The sequence below is a fragment of the Nonomuraea maritima genome (genome assembly GCF_900100395.1).
GTDB classification, from domain to species: Bacteria; Actinomycetota; Actinomycetes; order Streptosporangiales; family Streptosporangiaceae; genus Nonomuraea; species Nonomuraea maritima.
In genome coordinates, this window is sequence record NZ_FNFB01000002.1 from 315635 (window position 1) to 333858 (window position 18224).

18 protein-coding genes are annotated in these 18224 nt (G+C 71.9%); 9 read left to right on the top strand and 9 right to left on the bottom strand.

Annotation, left to right across the window (positions count from 1 at the left end):
* Positions 1-33 precede the first annotated feature (33 nt).
* Together BLR04_RS05060 and BLR04_RS05065 are read left to right on the top strand one after the other, a co-directional pair.
* Entirely contained in the window at positions 34-1095 is a 1062-nt protein-coding gene (locus BLR04_RS05060) for a lysylphosphatidylglycerol synthase domain-containing protein (protein WP_090760077.1), read from the top strand.
* Positions 1096-1298: 203 nt separating this feature from the next.
* Positions 1299-4697 (top strand): ATP-binding protein, encoded by a 3399-nt coding sequence (locus BLR04_RS05065; protein ID WP_090760079.1) that lies wholly within the window; start codon positions 1299-1301, stop codon positions 4695-4697.
* Here BLR04_RS05065 and BLR04_RS05070 read toward each other — a convergent pair.
* Positions 4666-5283 (bottom strand): hypothetical protein, encoded by a 618-nt coding sequence (locus BLR04_RS05070; protein ID WP_090760082.1) that lies wholly within the window; start codon positions 5281-5283, stop codon positions 4666-4668. The two genes, BLR04_RS05065 and BLR04_RS05070, sit on opposite strands and share 32 nt — an antisense overlap.
* A gap of 143 nt (positions 5284-5426) precedes the next feature.
* On the opposite strand from BLR04_RS05070, the gene BLR04_RS05075 reads away from it, so the two are divergent.
* Entirely contained in the window at positions 5427-5954 is a 528-nt protein-coding gene (locus BLR04_RS05075; protein ID WP_090760084.1) for a DedA family protein, read from the top strand.
* 111 nt (positions 5955-6065) lie between these two features.
* Here the strand turns inward: BLR04_RS05075 and BLR04_RS05080 are convergent, their stop codons facing one another.
* Positions 6066-6260, bottom strand: coding sequence for a YegP family protein (locus tag BLR04_RS05080; protein ID WP_090760086.1), 195 nt, complete (start codon positions 6258-6260; stop codon positions 6066-6068).
* A gap of 106 nt (positions 6261-6366) precedes the next feature.
* Between BLR04_RS05080 and BLR04_RS05085 the strand changes: the two genes are divergently transcribed.
* Entirely contained in the window at positions 6367-7200 is an 834-nt protein-coding gene (locus BLR04_RS05085; protein WP_245740035.1) for a D-alanyl-D-alanine carboxypeptidase family protein, read from the top strand.
* Here BLR04_RS05085 and BLR04_RS05090 read toward each other — a convergent pair whose 3' ends face one another.
* Positions 7201-7779 carry a hypothetical protein gene (locus tag BLR04_RS05090; protein WP_143021960.1) on the bottom strand — a complete coding sequence of 193 codons (579 nt, stop codon included), beginning with the start codon at positions 7777-7779 and terminating at the stop codon, positions 7201-7203.
* Between the two features lie 54 nt (positions 7780-7833).
* Complete coding sequence (locus BLR04_RS05095; RefSeq protein ID WP_143021961.1) at positions 7834-9069, bottom strand: DUF2029 domain-containing protein; 1236 nt, start codon at positions 9067-9069, stop codon at positions 7834-7836.
* A 173-nt stretch (positions 9070-9242) separates the two neighbouring features.
* Between BLR04_RS05095 and BLR04_RS05100 the strand changes: the two genes are divergently transcribed.
* Together BLR04_RS05100 and BLR04_RS05105 are read left to right on the top strand one after the other, a co-directional pair.
* The gene (locus BLR04_RS05100) at positions 9243-10175 is read left to right on the top strand and encodes an NAD-dependent epimerase/dehydratase family protein (RefSeq protein WP_090760091.1); all 933 of its coding nucleotides are present in this window, start codon (positions 9243-9245) and stop codon (positions 10173-10175) included.
* Entirely contained in the window at positions 10172-10987 is an 816-nt protein-coding gene (locus BLR04_RS05105; protein ID WP_090760093.1) for a glycosyltransferase family 2 protein, read from the top strand. The genes BLR04_RS05100 and BLR04_RS05105 overlap by 4 nt, the downstream gene beginning before the upstream one ends.
* Here the strand turns inward: BLR04_RS05105 and BLR04_RS05110 are convergent.
* The 3 genes from BLR04_RS05110 to BLR04_RS05120 are packed head-to-tail and all read right to left on the bottom strand — an operon-like array spanning position 10897 to position 13302.
* On the bottom strand, positions 10897-11409 hold the full coding sequence (locus BLR04_RS05110) for a GtrA family protein (protein ID WP_090760095.1): 513 nt from the start codon (positions 11407-11409) through the stop codon (positions 10897-10899). The two genes, BLR04_RS05105 and BLR04_RS05110, sit on opposite strands and share 91 nt — an antisense overlap.
* Positions 11393-12148 (bottom strand): class I SAM-dependent methyltransferase, encoded by a 756-nt coding sequence (locus BLR04_RS05115; protein WP_090760097.1) that lies wholly within the window; start codon positions 12146-12148, stop codon positions 11393-11395. The genes BLR04_RS05110 and BLR04_RS05115 overlap by 17 nt, the downstream gene beginning before the upstream one ends.
* Entirely contained in the window at positions 12145-13302 is a 1158-nt protein-coding gene (locus tag BLR04_RS05120) for an NAD-dependent epimerase/dehydratase family protein (protein WP_090760098.1), read from the bottom strand. The genes BLR04_RS05115 and BLR04_RS05120 overlap by 4 nt, the downstream gene beginning before the upstream one ends.
* Before the next feature lie 341 nt (positions 13303-13643).
* On the opposite strand from BLR04_RS05120, the gene BLR04_RS05125 reads away from it, so the two are divergent.
* The gene (locus BLR04_RS05125) at positions 13644-13898 is read left to right on the top strand and encodes a hypothetical protein (protein WP_090760100.1); all 255 of its coding nucleotides are present in this window, start codon (positions 13644-13646) and stop codon (positions 13896-13898) included.
* Here BLR04_RS05125 and BLR04_RS05130 read toward each other — a convergent pair.
* A complete protein-coding gene (locus BLR04_RS05130; protein WP_090760102.1) occupies positions 13895-14719 on the bottom strand; it encodes a TrmH family RNA methyltransferase in 825 nt (274 codons plus the stop codon). The genes BLR04_RS05125 and BLR04_RS05130 overlap by 4 nt on opposite strands.
* Positions 14709-15479: a DUF4184 family protein gene (locus tag BLR04_RS05135; RefSeq protein WP_090760749.1), complete on the bottom strand. Its 771-nt coding sequence runs from the start codon at positions 15477-15479 to the stop codon at positions 14709-14711. Before BLR04_RS05135 ends, BLR04_RS05130 begins: the two co-directional genes overlap by 11 nt.
* 194 nt (positions 15480-15673) lie before the next feature.
* Between BLR04_RS05135 and BLR04_RS05140 the strand changes: the two genes are divergently transcribed.
* Together BLR04_RS05140 and BLR04_RS05145 are read left to right on the top strand one after the other, a co-directional pair.
* The gene (locus BLR04_RS05140; protein ID WP_090760751.1) at positions 15674-16297 is read left to right on the top strand and encodes a cation diffusion facilitator family transporter; all 624 of its coding nucleotides are present in this window, start codon (positions 15674-15676) and stop codon (positions 16295-16297) included.
* 254 nt (positions 16298-16551) lie between these two features.
* Positions 16552-18204: a substrate-binding domain-containing protein gene (locus BLR04_RS05145; RefSeq protein WP_090760753.1), complete on the top strand. Its 1653-nt coding sequence runs from the start codon at positions 16552-16554 to the stop codon at positions 18202-18204.
* Positions 18205-18224 lie beyond the last annotated feature (20 nt).

An 18224-nucleotide genomic window follows, 5' to 3' on the forward strand; every position in this document is an offset into this window, starting at 1 on the left:
GCGGGCCGCAGAAAACCGGCAGACTGGACCTCGATGAAGAACAAGTGGCTCCAGATCGTCCTGTCCGTGCTGTCGCTCGGGCTGGCCGTGCTGCTCGTGGTCTACCTCCCGCAGATCGTGCACGCCCTCACCGGCAAGCCGGTCTCCTGGAGCGAGATCGGCGCGGTGTTCAGCTCGCTCGGCGCGGGCCAGATCGCGCTCATGACCGCGCTGTGGCTGCTGAGCCTGCTCGCGTACACGTTCGTGCTGACCAACTCGCTGCCCGGGCTGAACAATCTGCAGGGGCTCGCGCTCAACGCGGCGGGTAGCGCGGTGAGCAACCTGCTGCCGTTCGGCGGCGCGGTCGGCGTGGCGCTGTCGTTCGCGATGACGCGCGGCTGGGGCTTCGCCAACCGGGCGATCGTCGTCATGACGCTGGTGAGCGGCATCTGGAACACGTTGTTCCGATTCATCCTGCCGGCCGTCGGCATCATCGCGCTGCTCATCGCGGGCGAGGCGCCCAACGCCACCGTGGCGAGAGCGGGCTGGACGGGCGCCGTCTCCATCCTCGCGCTGTGCGCCGTCGTGGCGGCCGCCCTCTACTGGGACCGCGCCGCCGCCCTGCTCGGCCGTGCGCTCGACGGCCTCACGCGGCTGCTGCGGCTGCGGTTCCACGCCTCCGAGCAGTTCCAGCGGCTGCGCGCCGACACGGCCGACGTCGTCCACACCCGGTGGCCTGGGCTGTCGCTCGGCATGGTGTTCTTCCTCGGCTTCCAGTGGGCGATCATGGCGGTCTGCATGCAGGCCACCGGCGCCTGGCCCGGGCTCGCGCAGTCGATCGCCGTCTTCGCGCTGTCGCGGGTGCTCACGAGCGCGCTGATCACCCCCAGCGGGGCGGGGATCATGGAGGGCGGGGTGGTGCTGCTGCTCACCACGGCGTTCGGCGTGCCGGTCGCCCCGGCGACGGCGACCGCGCTGCTTTTCGGCTTCTGGACCTACACTGTCGAGATCCCGTTCGGCGGTCTGGCACTCGGCGCCTGGGCGCTGCTGCGCCGGCGCGACGGCAGGAACGCCGGCGCGCAGCCCCCGTCCGCGATCTCGAAGACCCCCCGTTGACCACTTGCTGAAGCCGATGTCCCGCCCCCGAAACCAGGAAGTGACGAACGTCATGGATGCCGCGCTGCCGCCGGCTCGCCTCGAGGCCACGGTCGCCGCCGGGCTGCCTCGTGAGGCCGCAGTGACAATCCCGGACCGATCGCGGGTTAATCGAGCACGGGCCTTGTGCGTGATTCCGGGGCGCGCATAGCGTGGCGGCTGACATGGTGGCGTTCCGGGTTCTGGGGCCGGTCGAGGCGTACGAACACGACGACCAACTCGACCTCGGCGGTCTGCGACAGCGGGCCGTCCTCGCCCGACTTCTCGTGGCCAGGGGGCAGGTCGTGCCCGTTGACACGATTCTTTACGATCTGTGGACCGACGACGCCGCCAAGGGCGCGCAGTCGGGTCTGCAGGTCTACATCTCCCGCCTGCGCAGGGTGCTCGAGCCGGGCCGCCCGCGCGGCGGCCCCAACCGGCTGCTGGTGACCGTCGCCTCCGGCTACGCGCTGCGCGTGGCACCCGAACAGGTCGACGCCCTGCGGTTCGAGCAGTACGTCCGTTCGGCCGGCGAGCACCTCGAGGAGGCCGACCCGCAGTCGGCGCGCGCCCGCCTGGAGAAGGCGCTCGGGCTGTGGCGCGGCACCCCCTACGCCGACTTCGCCGACCAGGCGTGGGCCGAGGCCGAGGTGCACCGCCTCACCGAGCTGCGCCTCGTGGCCCGCGAACGCCACGCCGACACCGGGCTGCGGCTCGGCCTGCACGCCGAGACCGTCCCCGACCTCGAAGCGCTCACCACCGAGCACCCGCTGCGCGAGGAGGGCTGGCGGCTGCTCGCGCTCGGCCTCTACCGCTGCGGCCGGCAGGGCGACGCCCTCGCGGCGCTGCGCCGGGCCCGCGCGACGCTCGCCGACGAGCTCGGCATCGATCCCGGTCCCGCGCTGCGCAAGCTCGAGTCCGACATCCTGTCCCAGTCGCCCGAGCTGGAGCTGACGCCGCCCGCACGGGCCCCGAGGGTCGCGCCGCAGGTCACCGACACCTGGCCGCCCCGCCCGGCCCAGCCGGTCGAGCCGCCGCCGCTCGAGCCCGAGCCGTTCGTCGGCCGCGACGCCGAGCTCGCCCGGCTGACGACGGCCGCCTCCCGTACGGGCCGCTTCCAGGTCGCGGTCGTGACCGGGGTGGCCGGCGCGGGCAAGACCACGCTGCTGCGCCAGCTGGAGAGCCGGCTCGCCGCCGACGGCTGGACCGCCGCCTCCGGCGCCTGCCCCGACTCCAGCGCCACCCCGCCCGGCTGGGCGTGGGTCGAGATCCTGCGCGCCCTCATCGGCATGACCGGCGCGGGCGAGTACGCCCAGCTGCTCGCGCCGCTGCTCGACGACGCCGCCCCCGACCCCGACGAGGACGAGGTCTCCGGCGGCTTCCGCCTGCACCGCGCGGTCGGCGGCTACCTCGCCGGGGTCGCGCGGCGCGGCCCCGTCCTGCTGACGCTCGAAGACCTCCACTGGGCCGACGACCAGACGCTGGCCCTGCTGCGGGCGCTGCCGAGCCTCCTCGCGACCAGCCGCGTGCTGCTCGTGGTGACGTGCCGCGAGAGCGAGCTCGACGACCGCCAGTCCGACGTGCTTGCCGCCCTCGCGCGCCTCGGCCCCGTTCGCGTGGGCCTGTCAGGGCTCGATCCCAAGGCGGTGGCCGAGCTGGTCAAGGCCACCTGTGTCCGCGAGATCGACGACGACGCCGTCGAGTCGATCGTCGAGCGCACCGGCGGCAACCCGTTCTTCGTCCGCGAGACCGTGCGCCTGCTCGACTCCGAGGGGGCGGCCGACCGGGCCAGCGCCACCGAGGTGCTGTCGCAGGTGCCGTCCGGTGTGCGCGACGTGCTGCGGCGGCGCATCTCGCGGCTGCCGGCGGGCGCCCAGCAGATCCTGCTGCAGGCCGCCGTCATCGGCCGCGACGTCGACCTCGACGTGCTGATCGCGGTCGCCGGCGACGAGGACGCGGTGATCGAGGCCGTCGAGGCGGCCCTGCTGGCCGGGCTCGTCACCGAGCCGGGGCCCGGGCTGCTCAGGTTCGACCACGACCTGGTGCGCGACACGATCTACTCCGACGCCTCCCGGCTGCGCCGTACCCGGCTGCACGCCGCCGTGGCGGCGGCCATCGAGCAGCACGCGCCCTCCGACGTGGCGGCACTCGCCCACCACTACTCCCTGGCCGACGCGGCGGGCAAGGCGGTCCGTTACGCGGGCCTCGCCGCCGAGCAGGCCGAGCGGCGCTTCGCGCACCGCGAGGCGGTCACGCTGTGGGAGCAGGCGATCGCCGCGTTCGACCGGTCCCGCACCGACGAGCAGCCCGACCGGCAGGAGCCCGAGCGGGTCAAGGAGCGGCTGCTGCTGATGCTGCGCCAGATCAGGGCGCTCGCACTGTGCGGCGACATGCAGGCGGCCCGGCTGCTGCGCCGCCAGGCCATGGACGCCGCGTTGCCGCTCGGCGACCTCGAGATGACGGCGAAGGTGGCGGCGTCGCTCGCGGTGCCGCACAAGGGCATGGCGCGCGACTTCACCCGTACGGCGTGGGAGATCGTCGACGTCACCGAGAAGGCGCTCATGGAGCTGCCGCAGGGCGAGCAGCGGCTGCGGGCGAGCCTGCTCACCACGCTCGCCCTGGAGCTGGAGGGCTCCTCAGCGCCCGAGCGCGGGCGGCAGGCGTCGCTGGAGGCGCTGGAGCTGGCCCGGCAGAGCGGCGACCCGGCGGTGATCGCGGCGGCGCTCAGCGGACGGCTGCGGCAGTCGTACGACATCCCGGCCGTCGACTCGCGCGAGAGCATCGGACGCGAGCTGCTGGAGGTCGCCCAGCGCTCCGGCCAGATGGCCACGCAGGCGCTGGCCCACCTCGTGCTGCTCGAGTGCGCGGCGGCGCGCGGTGACTTCGCCGTGGCCGACGAGCACGCCACGGCGGCCGACCGGCTGGCCAAGCAGTACGACCTGTCGGCGCCCGCCGCCGTCGTGGTCTGGTACTCCGGACAGCGGCTCATGATCGCGGGCGACTACGCGGGGGCCGAGCGGGCCTACCGCGAGGCGGCGCGCGTCTCGGCGCGGGCCGGCATGCTGGAGGGCCGCCAGGACCTTCCGCTGATCACGACGTTCTGCCTCAACCTGGTGGCCGGACGCGCGGCCGAGACGGTCGACCTGCTGGCCGAGGCCCACCAGCGCGGCGCGAAGTGGACGCTCGACGCCTACGCGCTGGCGCTGGCCTCGGCGGGTCACGTCGACGACGCCAAGGCGGTGGCCGCGACCCGTCCGCCGGTGCGGCCCGACTTCCTGTACGAGCTGGCGATGACCTGGCGGGCGCTGACCGGCATGCTGCTCGACGACCGCGAGCGGATGGTCGACTGCTACGACAAGCTGAAGCCGTTCGCCGACCGGGTGGCGGGCGCCGGCACGGGCGTGGTGGCGCTGTGGCCGGTGGCGCTGACCCTCGGCGACCTGGCGATCCGGCTGGGGCAGCCGGAGGCGGCGCGCGAGCACTACGTCAAGGCTCTGGAGGTCGCCGAGCGGGTCGGCGTGCCGCGCTGGGTGGAGGCGGCGCGGCAGGCCGTCAGCAGCTCACCTGGAAACGCTCGCTCGTGACGGTCGCGGACCGGCCCGCCGTGAGCTCGACGCGGTACGTTCCCGGGTTGGCCGCGATCTCCGGCCGCCACTCCACGGCGCGGTCGGCGCCGGTGAAGCCGTCGTAGCCGCGCTGGTACGTCCGCCACGTCCCGGTGGTGGGGCTCCAGCGGGCGAGCCGCCAGTGGTAGCGCAGGCCGGTGCCGGGGGCGGGGTTGACCAGGAGGCTGCGGGCCACGTACGAGCCGGTGCAGCCGCCGCGTCCCCCGATGTCGACGGTGACCGTGCCCGGCCGCCCGGAGGCGGCGGGGGTCGCGGCGGAGGCGGCGGGGGTCGCGCGGACCGAGAGCTCGACCTGCCCGACGGGCCTGGCGCCGGGGCCCGCTTCGCCGGAGGCCGAGACCTGAGCGCCGGGGCCGGTGTCGCCGGAGGCCGGGAGCCGGGCGGGGCGGGCGCCGTAGGCGGAGGAGCCGGCGGGCTCGGCCCCGTAGCCCGCGTCGCCGGAGGCGGACAGGCCCGCGTACGCGCCGGTGAACGCCAGGGCAGCCACGAACAGCCTGACGACGTTCTTCCCACCTGCCAGGACGGCCGCGCTTCTGCTCGCCATGGGTCACCACCTCTTCGTCCTCGCACCTAGAGTGAGGCAGAGGGGTTGACTCCAGCTTGTCGGCCGGTTGCAGGTGGTTGTAGCCGAAACGTCCAACCTTGAACTAAGGTAAGGCTCGCCTAATCATTAGGAAGGGGTGGCACATGCTGCTTGCGACGTCGGCCGTCCCCGAGCCCACTGCGCCGTACTGGCTGGCGTTGCCCTACTGGCTGGTGGGGGCCATCCTGATCCTGGCCCTCTTCGCGGCGTTCCAGGTCTACTACTGGGTCGGCCGCAGGCTGGGCGAGCGACTGTACGAGTCGCGCATCGGCGTCAAGGTGGGCCGCGAGCGCATCGCCAAGGTCGAGCAGGTCGTCGAGAAGTGGGGGGCGCTGGCCGTCTACGGCTGCTTCTGGGTGCCCGTCCTGCGCCACACGCTCCCGTGGGTCGCCGGGGCGCTACGCGTCTCGTACCCCTGGTACGTCGTGACGAGTGCCCTCGGCTGCCTGACCTGGGCCCCCATGTGGTGGTTCGGCCTGTCAGCGGTCGTCTGGGGCTGGCTGCAGCTGGCCGCCCGCTCCCCCGTGGCAGCCGCATCCGTAGCCTTGCTCGCCATCGCCGCCGTGGCATGGTTCACCGTCCACCGCCGACGCAGGAACCGCACCCCGGAGCAACAGGCTCCAGCCCAATAGCCCCAACCCACCACCACCGCCACCACCGCTCCCGGCACCACCCGCGACCGCCGGCCCATCAGAACGTCGCCACTCACCATGAGCGCTGTCGCGGGTGCGGCTGCGGGCCCCTCACTCGTGGTTGCGAGGGGGCAGGTCTTCGATGGGGGCTTCCGGAGCGTTCCTGCGGACGGTTTCGATGCCGTTGATGCAGGCCATCCTCGTGAGGAAGCCGGTGCCGACGGCGAGCGTCTGACCGTTGTTGGCGACCAGGGAGAAGCGGTATCTGCCCTGTTCGTCCTCGCTAATGATGAATTTTCCTGCCATGGTCTCCCCCGCCATATCGGATGCAGGAATGATTTACCCCTATCTGATATGGACCCATTGCCGCGTTCAGCAAACGGGACGTTGATCTCCTGTCACCATGTTTGTCATGCGTATTGGGGGTTTCATCAGCTCCGTCATAGTCGCCGTGCTTGTGGGGTTCTCCACTCCCGCCGTCGCCGCCCACGCCCCGAGCGTCGGAGCCACGTCCGCCTACGTCGTCGACTCCTCGGGAACGGTCCACTACAGCAGACGCCAGACGAAACGCATGCCGGTCGCCAGCCTCGTCAAGGTCATGACCTCGTACGTCGTCCTGAGCGAGGCCCGGCTGGACGACGTCCTGCGGGTCGAAGCCACCGACGTCAAGTACGCCGCCCGAGGTGGCGCCGCCACGGCGGGGCTACGGGCGGGCGAGCGTTTCACGGTCCGCGACCTGCTGTACGCCATGATGCTGCCCTCGGGCGCCGACGCCGCCAACGTCCTGGCCCGGCACTACGGCCCTGGCAAGACGGCGTTCGTCGCCAAGATGAACCGGACGGCCCGCGCGCTGGGGCTCGCCGACACCCGTTACACCAACGCCGACGGCATGCCGACGCCCGCGAACGGCGGCTACTCCACCGCCGTCGACCAGGTCAGGCTGGCCCAGCTCGCACTCGGCAACAGCACGTTCAGGACGGTCGTCGGCAAGACCGTGCACAAGACGCCGAAGACGGCCGTCCATCGGGCGCACACGTGGCGCAACACCAACAAGCTGCTCACCCGGGCCGACGACGTGCTGGGCGTGAAGACCGGCTACACGAACGCGGCCGGCTACTGCCTGCTGTTCGCCGGCGAGCGTCAGGGCGTGGAGGTCGTGGGCGTGCTCCTGCACGACCAGAACGAACGCCGCTTCGCCACGGCGGAACGCCTCCTCCACCACGCCGGCGAACGCATCGCCCGCTGATCAGCCGAAGGTGACGCGTCCTTTCCCGGGCCACGCGGGCACGCCTCGCGTGGCGCAGTCGAGGAGCGTGCTGGTCGTGACGAGGTCGCCGCGGACGCGTTCACCCGCCAGGAACCCCTCCGTGACCGTACCGTCGAGCAGCGCGTCGGCCGGATGGCGGGCCACCGGGCGGTCGGCGCCGAGGTGCAGCCGCGAGGTGCCGGCCGGGCGGCCGGTCACGTCGAACCAGGTGATCAGGGCGCTGCCCCGCACCTGCCGGGCGCCGGTGCAGGACGCCACCGCCGTGGCCCGCATCGTGGCCCACCCGGAGCGCAGCGTCCGCGCGGAGCGGTCGGGCGAGACGCAGCGGGTGAGTTCGAGGTTGCCGCGGACGGAGACCCTGGCCGACGCGAGCTTCACCTGGGGCCTGAAACGCAGCGGCCGCGTCGAGGGCGTGGTGACCTCGCACGCCAGCGCGACGGCCGGCTCAGCCGGCAGCACAGGACCGAACAGGCCGCCCGCGACAGGCGGCCCCACCGGTGCCACGGGGCCGAGGGGGGCGGCTGCGGTGAGGGTGGCGAGCAGCCAGGCCACGCACACGGACGCCTCCCGGGGCAGCGCTCAACGTAACAGGACGCTCACATTGTGCAGCAATCAGTCGGCGGCGGGAACGGTGGTCCTCGCGTCGGCCGGTCCGGAAACCTGGCCGGCGGCGCTCCGCCGGTCCCACGGCAGCGCACGGATCAGGGCGGCGATGACGATGAAGGACGAATAGGCCCACCACTCGTGGGCAGCCGAGTAACCCACGCCCATGAGCTGGTACAGGCGCAGGTAGCCGAACGCGGCCCACAGGCTCGACAGGGTGATCGCGAGCCAGGCTCCGCGGGTCGGCCGGGCGAGCAGGAAGGGGACCGGCCACAGCAGGTATTGGGCGCCGAGCCGGTGAGTCACGATGAGGAAGACGAGCAGCAGGACGAGCGTCAGGTCGACCGGGTCGGCCCGGCGCCACCACCACGCCGCCGCGGCCAGCCCCGCGACGAGAACCACCATGCCGATGCGACCGAGGACGGGCGCCTCCATCTGGGCGCCCCCCGTGACCAGCGACGTCCAGCCCCAGTCGCCCACCACCGCCCTGGTCGACATGATGCGCTGCGCGAGGAGCGGGAGCTGGGTCAGCGGAGTGTCCAGCACGAACCAGCCGGACAGCAGGAAGACGGCGGGCACACCCGCGGTCCAGCCCAGCACCGTCAGCCGGTTACGCGCGCCCGCCACGGCCAGCACCACGCCCGGCACGATGAGGAGCGACCAGTGGGTGCACGCGATCGACAGCCCGATGAACAGCCCCGCGGCGTGCACGCGACCGGCGCGGGCGCACACCAGCGCGGCCACCGCGAACACCAGCGTGATCGGGGGGAACTGGCCGTGCAGGGCGCTCACCAGGACACCGAGGGGGACGCAGGCGTACTGGAAGGCGCGCAGCCGGTCCTGCCCGGCGCCCGCGAGCCTGCCGATCAGCGGGATGAGCACCAGGTCGGAGACGACGGGCACGATGCGGCCCGCGATGCCCCACGACAGGCCCAGCAGGTCGCCGAGCTTCAGCTGCCCGGCGAGCACGTACGCGAGGAAGGGCAGGAAGTGCCAGCCGCCCTCGCGCAGATGCATCGTGGGGTTCTGGCCGTTCAGCACGGCGTTGCCCGCGTCGACGAAGTCGTGGCCGAAGTCGTACGGCACCACCGAGTCGTTCGCGCCGGCCACCATCACGAGGAGACGCAGCGCCGCGCCGACCGCGAGCGCCACCCACAGCGGCGGAGCCCACCCGCGGCGACCTGCGACCAACGCCAGCACCAGACCGCCCACCAGCGGAGGACCCGTCACCACTGCCAGGCTCACAACTCTCTCCTCGTCGCGCGCGTTCGCGCCGTAGGTCAATCGTCGGAGGTAGGTAGCCTACGTGATCAGCCAAAGCGGTCCGTCACGGCTTTCGTCCCGGTCGGCCATCGCGTACGGACGCCGTGCCGTAGCCCGGTAAGGTCGAATGCGACCCAAGTGAAAGGAAAGGCCGAATGCCGGAGCTTGACGGAACCCGAGTACTCGTCACCGGAGGGTCGGGGTTCATCGGCCGGCGTCTCGTGGCCGCCCTGCTCGACCGCGGGGCCGAGGTCGTGGTGGCCGACCTGGTCGAACACCCTGACAAAGCGGTCGAATGCATCGTCGGCGACCTGTGCGACCCCCAGGTCAGGCAGAAGGTCGTCACCCCCGGTCTCGACGCGGTGATCCACCTGGCCGCGGTGACGTCGGTGCTGCAGTCGGTGAAGGATCCCGCCGGCACGTACCAGCTGAACGTCGAGGCCACCGCCGGCCTGCTCGAGCTCTCCCGCGAGCGCGGCGTCCCCGCCTTCCTGCTCGCGTCCACCAACGCGGTCACCGGCGACGTGGGCACGCAGGCGATCAGCGAGGGCCTCGCGCCCCGCCCCCTCACCCCGTACGGCGCCACCAAGGCGGCCGGCGAGATGCTGCTGAACGCCTACGCGCAGTCGTACGGGATGCAGACCGCCTCGCTGCGCTTCGCGAACGTGTACGGCCCTGGGATGCGCCACAAGGACAGCTTCGTGCCCCGCCTGATGCGCGCGGCCGCCGCGGGCGCGGGCGTCCAGGTGTACGGCGACGGCCTGCAGCTGCGCGACTACGTGCACGTCGACGACGTGGTCCAGGCCGTGCTGCTCGCCTGGCGGGTACGTCACAACGGGCCGCTGGTGGTAGGGTCCGGGCGTTCGGTGAGCGTCAACGAGCTCATCGACGCGGCCCGACAGGTCACCGGCAAGCCCATCCCCGTCGAGCACGTGCCCGCCAAGCAGGGCGAGATGCCGGCGGTCGTCCTGGACATCTCGCGTGCCAGGGCGCTCGGGTACGAGCCGAGCCACGACCTGACCACTGGAATGGCCGGAGTGTGGCCCGACTTCTCCGGCGAGCAGCGTGACGACGAGGATCCGGCATGACCCCTCCTGATGCGACGCCCCGCAACATCGACGCCGACGCGCTGGCGGCGTTCACCGCCGAGTACGGCCGTGACCTGCCGCCGATCGCGATCGTGATCGCCGCCTACAACGAGGCCGACGGGATCGGCGACGTCGTCGCGACCCTCCCGTCCGAGATCGACGGGCGCGAGTGCGCGACGATCGTGGTGGTCGACGGCTCCAGCGACGACACCGCGGCGGTGGCCCGCAAGGCCGGCGCGCTGGTGTGCGACGTCCCGGTCAACCGCGGGCAGGGCGCGGCGCTGCGGCTCGGCTACCGCATCGCCCGCGAGGGCGGTGCCGACTACATCGTGACGACCGACGCCGACGGCCAGTACGACGCGGCCGACATCCCGCGCGTCCTCGCGCCGGTGCTGCGGGGCGAGGCCGACTTCGCGACGGGCTCGCGGGTGCTGGGCCGCCAGGAGACGTACGACAAGGTGCGTCGCGCCGGGGTCCACGTGTTCGCGCGGCTGATCAGCCTGCTGACCAGCCAGCGCGTCACCGACACGTCGTTCGGGCTGCGGGCGATGCGCGCGCCGGTCACCGGGGCCGTCGAGCTGCGCCAGCCGCAGTACCAGTCGTCCGAGCTGCTGATCGGCGTGATCGCGCGCGGCTACCGGGTCGCCGAGGTGCCCGCGACGATGCGGCTGCGCACCGCCGGGAGCACCAAGAAGGGCGGCAACCTGGTCTACGGTTACCGCTACTCGCGCGTGGTGGTGGGCACCTGGTGGCGCGAGCGCCGCCGGCGCAGCCCGCTGCCCGAGCCGGAGTTCCCGGCGAAGACGAAGTAGTTGAAGAAGGCGAACTTCGCCACGAACAGTGACGCGTAGACGCCGAGGAACACCGCGCCCACCACGGCCACCCGCAGGCCGTGGTCGAGCGGCGCGGCCAGCCGTCCGGCGAGCCCGGTCGCCCAGGTCGACAGGCCCAGGGCGGCCAGCGAGGTGAGCCAGAACCCGAGCGTCTCGCGCACGGGCCTCGACTGCTCCCGGTGGCGGAAGACCCACCACCGGTTGAGCCCGTAGTTCACCAGGGCGCCGCTCGCCCACCCCGCCGCCGACGCCTGTCCGGGGGTGAGCAGATGAGTCCCGTACGCCGTCAGCAGCACGGCCTCGCTGGCCACGCCGGCCGCCACGGACGCGGCGGTGTACCGCGTGAACACCCGTGGCAGCCGGCCCAGCAGACGGCGGATCAGGTCAGTCACGCCGCGCATGTCCGGAACCGTCCTGCGGCACCCGCAGGACCCCCAGCACCGACTGCCCGAACGGGATCGGCAGCACGCGGTCAAGGACCTTCGTGACCGGGACGATCACCCGGTCGTAGACGCCCACCACACCCGACTTCGGCGTACCGGCGCCCCCGAGCCGCACCGCGGCCCACCACGCCACCCCGCCGAGCAGGTTGACGGGGCGGGAGACCTCCACGCCGAGGCCGGCCCGCTGGGCGGCCTCGCGCAGGGTGGCGGGCGTGTAGCGGCGGTAGTGGCCGACCCGGCGGTCGAAGTCGCCGTACAGCGCCATGTACGCGGGCACCCACAGCACGATGGTGCCGCCGGGGCGGACCGAGCGCGACAGCAGGGTGAGGATCGCGGCGTCGTCCTCGAAGTGCTCGAGGACGTTCATGGCCACCACGGTGTCGACCGGGTCGTCGAGGCTGGCCCCGCCGCCGAGGTCGAACTGCAGGGCCTGCACGTTGGGGTGCGCCGCGAAGCGCTCCTTCATCACCTCGACGGCGTCGGGGTCGACGTCGCTGACCACCAGCCGCCGCCGGTCGGTGAACTGCGACGCGAACTCGCCCAGCCCGGCGCCGACCTCCAGCATGCTCGGCCCGCAGTGCGGGGCGATCAGCTCGTACTGGTAGCGCCGGTAGTTGGGCTTGTCGGCCCCGCCGTCCTCCGACTCGGCGCTGCGGCCGGTGGCGCGGGCGAAGGCGCCCTCACCGCCGTCGGTCACCGGCCGCCACCGGCGCCGCGCCAGTCCACCCCGGGCCGCATCACGTCGAGGTTCGCGCGGTCGCCGTAGCGCTTGGCGATGTCGAACAGCGAGGAGATCAGCGTGTCGGACAGCAGGTGCGGCTCGAGGCCGAGCTCCACCAGGGCCGTGTGGGTGACCTTGTAGTAGTGCTCTTCCTTCTCGACCCGGGGGTTGTCGAGGTGGTCGATGGTGGCGGCGCCGGGGAAGGCCTCGGCGACCGTCTGCGCGATCTGCAGCACCGACATCGACTCGGTCATCTGGTTGAACACGCGGAACTCACCGGGCTCGGCGGGGTTCTCGCACGCCAGCTCGATGCAGCGGACGGTGTCACGGATGTCGATGATGCCGCGGGTCTGGCCGCCGCTGCCGTAGACGGTCAGCGGGTGGCCGAGCACCGCCTGGATGACGAACCGGTTGAGCACGGTGCCGAAGACGGCGTCGTAGTCGAACCGGGTCGCGAGCCGGTCGTCGAGCGCGGTCTCTGCGGTCTGCTGACCGTAGACGACGCCCTGGTTGAGGTCGGTGGCGCGGAGCCCCCAGATGCGGCAGGCGAACTCCATGTTGTGGCTGTCGTGCACCTTGGACAGGTGGTAGAACGAGCCGGGCCGCTTGGGGTAGAGCACGCGGTCGGTGCGGCCCTTGTACTCGAGGTCGAGCCAGCCTTCCTCGATGTCGATGTTGGGCGTGCCGTACTCGCCCATCGTGCCGAGCTTGACCAAGTGGATGTCCGGGTTGATCTCCTTGATCGCGTACAGCAGGTTGAGCGTGCCGACCACGTTGTTGACCTGCGTGTACACCGCGTGCTTGCGGTCGATCATCGAGTACGGCGCAGCCCGCTGCTCGGCGAAGTGGACCACCGCGTCAGGAGCGAAGTCCTTGATCATCTGGTACGTGAAATCGGCGTCGCACAGGTCGCCGATGAACATGTCAATCGTCTTGCCCGTGACCTGACGCCAGGCCTCGACGCGCGTCTGCAGCGACTCGATCGGCACCAAGCTGTCCGCGCCCAGTTCGAAGTCGTACTGGCGACGCACGAAGTTGTCGGCTACCGCGACGTCGTGACCGGCCTGCGACAGATAAAGCGCAGTGGGCCAACCAAGATACCCGTCGCCACCCAGGACCAACACCCGCATAAAACTGATCTCTCTTTCACTTCGAGGAACCGCCGACACTACGTGAATGTCCTGGACTGTACCGAGGTTTGACGTGTGCGCTGGCAACATGACTTATGGTCAAATTCCTAGCACAGCTGGGTGTCCAACCTCGATTCAGCGGCCACTTCTCCAGCTGTCCCACAGGTAGTGCTGAGGGTATCTGGAGATCCGGGACGGCGTCCTGCCCGCGTGGCCGCCGGGGGGACGGACGGACGCACCCATGTCACGTACTCTGTACGCTTCCCCTGGGAATTCGACCTCCTCGCCCGAGTCCGTATGCTTGGCGAGGGCCGTACCCCTCTGTTCGAAGGACACACCCCATGGGGGAATTCACCGAGGTCCGCGCCACGATCTTCGGTCACGAGAACGCTGCCGAACTGGCCCACGCCATCCTGAGCGCGGGTCTCGCCTCCTCGATCGACATCGCCGAGGTGCCCGCGCCGCACCAGGACGAGCCTGCCTGGGAGCTCACGCTCGTCACGCCGGCCCCGCAGGCGCCCCTCGTGGAGGAGCGCCTGCGCCAGGCCGGGCTCGGCGCGACCATCGTCACCTGCGACGCCCCCGCCGACCGCTAGCCCGCGGAGCGCATGAGGTCGTGGCAGGCGATCGCCGCGGCGGCCACCACGTTGAGCGAGTCGACGCCGGACGCCATCGCGGCGGCGCTCATCCGGATGCACACCGCCTCGTCGGCCTCCTCCAGCCAGTGGGACGACAGCCCGTCGCCCTCGGCGCCCAGCAGCAGCGCCACCCGTTCGGTCAGGGCCACGGCGTCGAGCGGCGTGGCGGTCTGGTCGGGGGTCAGGGCGAGCGTGCGGAACCCCGCCTCGCGCAGCTGGGCGAGGCCACGGAACCAGTCGTCCATCCGCGCGTACCGGATGGAGAAGACCGCGCCCATCGAGACCTTCACCGCCCTGCGGTAGAGCGGGTCGGCGCAGCGCGGCGACAGGACGACGGCGTCGACCCCGAGCGCGGCGGCCGAGCGGAAGATCGCGCCGACGTTGGAGTGGTCGGCCAGGTCCTCGAGGACGAGGAGCCGGCGCGGGCCGCCCGCCAGGCTCTTGAGCAGCGTCTCGACCGACGGCAGCGGCAGGCGTTCCATCGAGGCGAGGGCACCGCGGTGGACCGGGAAACCGGCGACGCCGGCCATGACCTCGTCGCTCACGACGTACACCGTCGCGTCGCCGAGCACGTCGCGCAGCGAGGCCAGCCAGCGGTCGGTGGTGAGGACGGAGCGGATCGGGTGGCCGGCGCCGATCGCCCGCCTGATCACCTTCTCGCCCTCGGCCAGGAACAGGCCGCGCTCGGCTTCGAGGCTCTTGCGGAGTTCGACGTCGCGCATCCGGGTGTAGTCGGTCAGCCGGGGGTCGGACGGGTCGGTGACGTACTCAAGCACCATCCGATACTGCCATGCGCCGCCTGACGTGCCAGACCGTCGCGTACCCGAGCAGCACCAGGACGAGCCCGATCAGCGTGCCCGCGCCCGTCTTGGTGAGCACGCTGGGCAGGCCGAGCGCGGGGGTCGGCTCGTCCACGAGCGGCCAGAGCAGCGCGCCCGCGACGACGCCTGCGGCGCCCGCGGCCAGGGCCAGCGCGCGCGTGCGCGGCGAGATGCGCAGCCGCTCCGGCACGGGTGTCGTCGCCATCGCCGACAGGCCGCGCCAGGCCCACCAGACCACGACGGCCAGCCCGATCGCGGACGAGACGTACTGCAACAGGCGGAAGAGGCTGACACCGCCGAGGACGGGGACGGACAGCCACGCGCCCCACTCGACCACGCCGGTGTGATGGGTGAAGGAGTCCCACAGAACGTGCGTCGCCGCGCCGGCCACCGCCCCGACGACCAGCGGGAGCGGACGTGACCGTACGGGCACGAGCCGTGCGGCGCGGCCCGCGAAGGCGGGCGGCAGCAGCGAGATCAGCGGGTCGCGCAGGACGGCGTGGAAGAGCGGCAGCACGATCAGCACGGCGAGCGGGCAGATGGTGACGACCCCGAGCCAGGAGTGCCAGTCGGTGTAGTCGGGCAGGAACGGCAGGAACATCGGCAGGTCGGGCGCCATCGCGCCGGCTGCCAGCGCCCACGGGTCGGCGAGCCTGCGCATCCGTCGCGACGACGCCAGCGGCAGAATCGCGGCGATGTGACTCGGTGTGAACGGCACGTGCCTTCCCCCGTCCCCGGGGACCACCGTGAATCCGGCGATCCCCATCGATCCTGGCAATCCGCGTGATCAAGCCCCATTATGCGGACCAATCTTGTCCAGGCTTTGCCGCCGCCGTACGCCGTCACGGAGAGTAGCGGGTACGGTACGAGACGCTGTCGGCCGGAGTTCGGGGGTTCATGGTGTTTGCCCAGATGGCTCAGGAGCGTCCGGTCGCGTCCGCGGAATGGCTGCGCGCCGCGCGGGCCGCCCGTACGCTCTCCGTGGTCACGCTGGTGTGGCTGGGCGCGGAGAGCACGCTCGGCCTCGCGGCCGGGTTCGCCGCGCACTCGGTGGCGCTGATCGGGTGGGGGCTCGCGGCGCTCGTGGAGGCGGCGGCCAGCCTGATCGTGGTGTGGCGCTTCACCGGCGCCCGCACCCTGTCGCCGAGCGCCGAGGCCACCGCCCGGCGCGCGGTCGCGGTGAGCTTCTGGCTGCTCGCGCCCTACCTCGTCCTGCACGTGGCCCACGATCTGGACGCGGGCCACCGCGCCGCGCCGAGCGTGCTCGGGATCGTCGTGACGTCGCTGAGCCTCGTCGGCATGCCCGCGCTGGGCCTGGCCAAGCGCCGGCTCGGCGCGCGGCTCGCCTCCGCGGCCACGGCAGGCGAGGGCACGCAGAACCTGCTCTGCGCGGTCATGGCGGCGGGCGTGCTGGCCGGGCTCTGGCTCAACACGCTGGGCTGGTGGTGGGTGGATCCGCTGGTCGCGGTGGTGCTGGCCGGCATCGCGGCCCGTGAGGGAACGCGCGTGTGGCGCGGTCACGCATGCTGCCATTGACGCCACAGTACGTAATCAACGCACCAAAAGGGCGGTTTTGCCACGGAGACCGCAACCAGTAGTGTTCCGGGGATATTGCGGTGTATCTACCGCTAGGGTCTCCAGAAGGTCTCGAGCACACCTAAGAGGACATCGTGGGGCGACACCGCACAGACGATCTCGATGGCGGATATCGAGCCAGCGAGCCGCCGCCTCGCAGACGGCCGAGGAACAGCCGTGGCCGGGTCATCGTGCCCCTCGCGGGCGCCGTCGCCATGGCCGTCCTCCTGGGTGTCGCCGCGTTCGTCATCTTCAACCGCGACCACGACTGCTCCGGCGGCAAGCTGGCGCTGCGCGTCGTCGCCACCCCCGAGATCGAGCCCCCGCTGAGCAAGATCGCCGCGAGCTACAACAAGGCCATGCACTCGGTCGACGGCAGGTGCGTCGAGGTCGCCGTGGCGAAGGAGGCGTCCGCCAAGACCGCCGCCGCCGTGGCCGCGGGCAAGGCCAAGGCCGACTTCTGGGTGGCCGACTCCAGCCTGCTCATGGAGAGCATGCGCGCGACCCCGGCGGGCGAGGCGCTGCCGCAGGTGGAGGGCTCGATCGCGACGTCGCCCATCGTGCTCGCCGCGGCGAAGTCGGCCGCGTCCAAGCTGGGCGGCGCCCTGCAGCCGAGCTGGGCGTCCATGATCTCGGCGGCGAACGTCGCCAACGTGGACGGTCCCGGCCGCAAGGTGCGGGTGCTCGCCCTCGACCCGCAGAAGAACTCCGCCGGCCTCGCCGCGCTGCTCGCCGCGGCCGGCATCGCGAAGGAGTCGGGCAAGGACAAGGAGCTGGTGGGCGCGCTGAAGGAGCTGGCCGACCAGCTCGCCACCGACTCCACGGCGCTGCTGGCCAGCCTCACCGTCAAGTCGGGCAGCCGGGTGCCGGTCGGCGTCACCACCGAGCAGGCCATCTACGCGCACAACGCCGCCAAGCCCAAGGCTCCTGTGGTGGCCCTCTATCCCAAGGAGGGCACGCTCAGCCTCGACTACCCGGTCACGATCCTCACCAAGGACGCGGGCGCGCTGAAGGCCGCCGCCGACTTCAAGCAGGCCCTCGCCACCGAGTCCGCCAAGAAGACCCTGCGCGACGCCGGCTTCCGCAGCGAGGACGGCAAGGCGGGCAGCGTGCTGTCGAAGGCCAAGGGCTTCGACCCCGAGGCCCCGACGGCCCTCGACCCGCCCGACAGCGCCACCGTCACCCGGATGGTGCAGACCTGGTCGCGGCTCAACCTGGGCAGCCGCCTGCTCGCCCTGCTCGACGTCTCCGGCACGATGGCGCTGCCGGTGCCGGGCACGGGCATGACCCGTATGCAGGCCATCAACAAGATCGCCACCGAGGGGCTGGCGCTCTTCCCGCCCGACTCCGACATCGGCCTGTGGGCGTACTCCACGCACCTCGACGGGCAGGGCAAGGACTACAAGGAGCTCATCCACGTCGGGCCGCTCGCCGAGACGGTCAACGGGACGCTGCGCAAGGACCAGATGGTGCGGACGCTCGCCACGCTGCAGGCGAAGCCCACCGGCGACACCGGGCTGAACGACACCGTCAAGGCCGCGTACACCGAGCTGACCAAGACGTACAAGGCCGACAAGATCAACACGCTGCTGATCCTCACGGACGGCGCCGGCAACGACGACCCCGACGGCGGCGTCACCGACAGCCAGCTGCTGCAGTTCCTGAAGAAGACCTACAACCCGAAGAAGCCGGTCAGCATCCTGCTCATCGCCTTCGGCCCCGAGGCCCGCGCCGGCAAGCGGCAGATGGACGCCCTGGCCAAGGCGGCGGGCGGCGAGGCGTACATCGCCGACGACATCCTCCAGGTCCGCGACTTCTTCCTGCGGGGCATGGAACGCCGCCTCTGCATGCCGAACTGCGACGGCTGAGAGTCACCATATGGGCGACA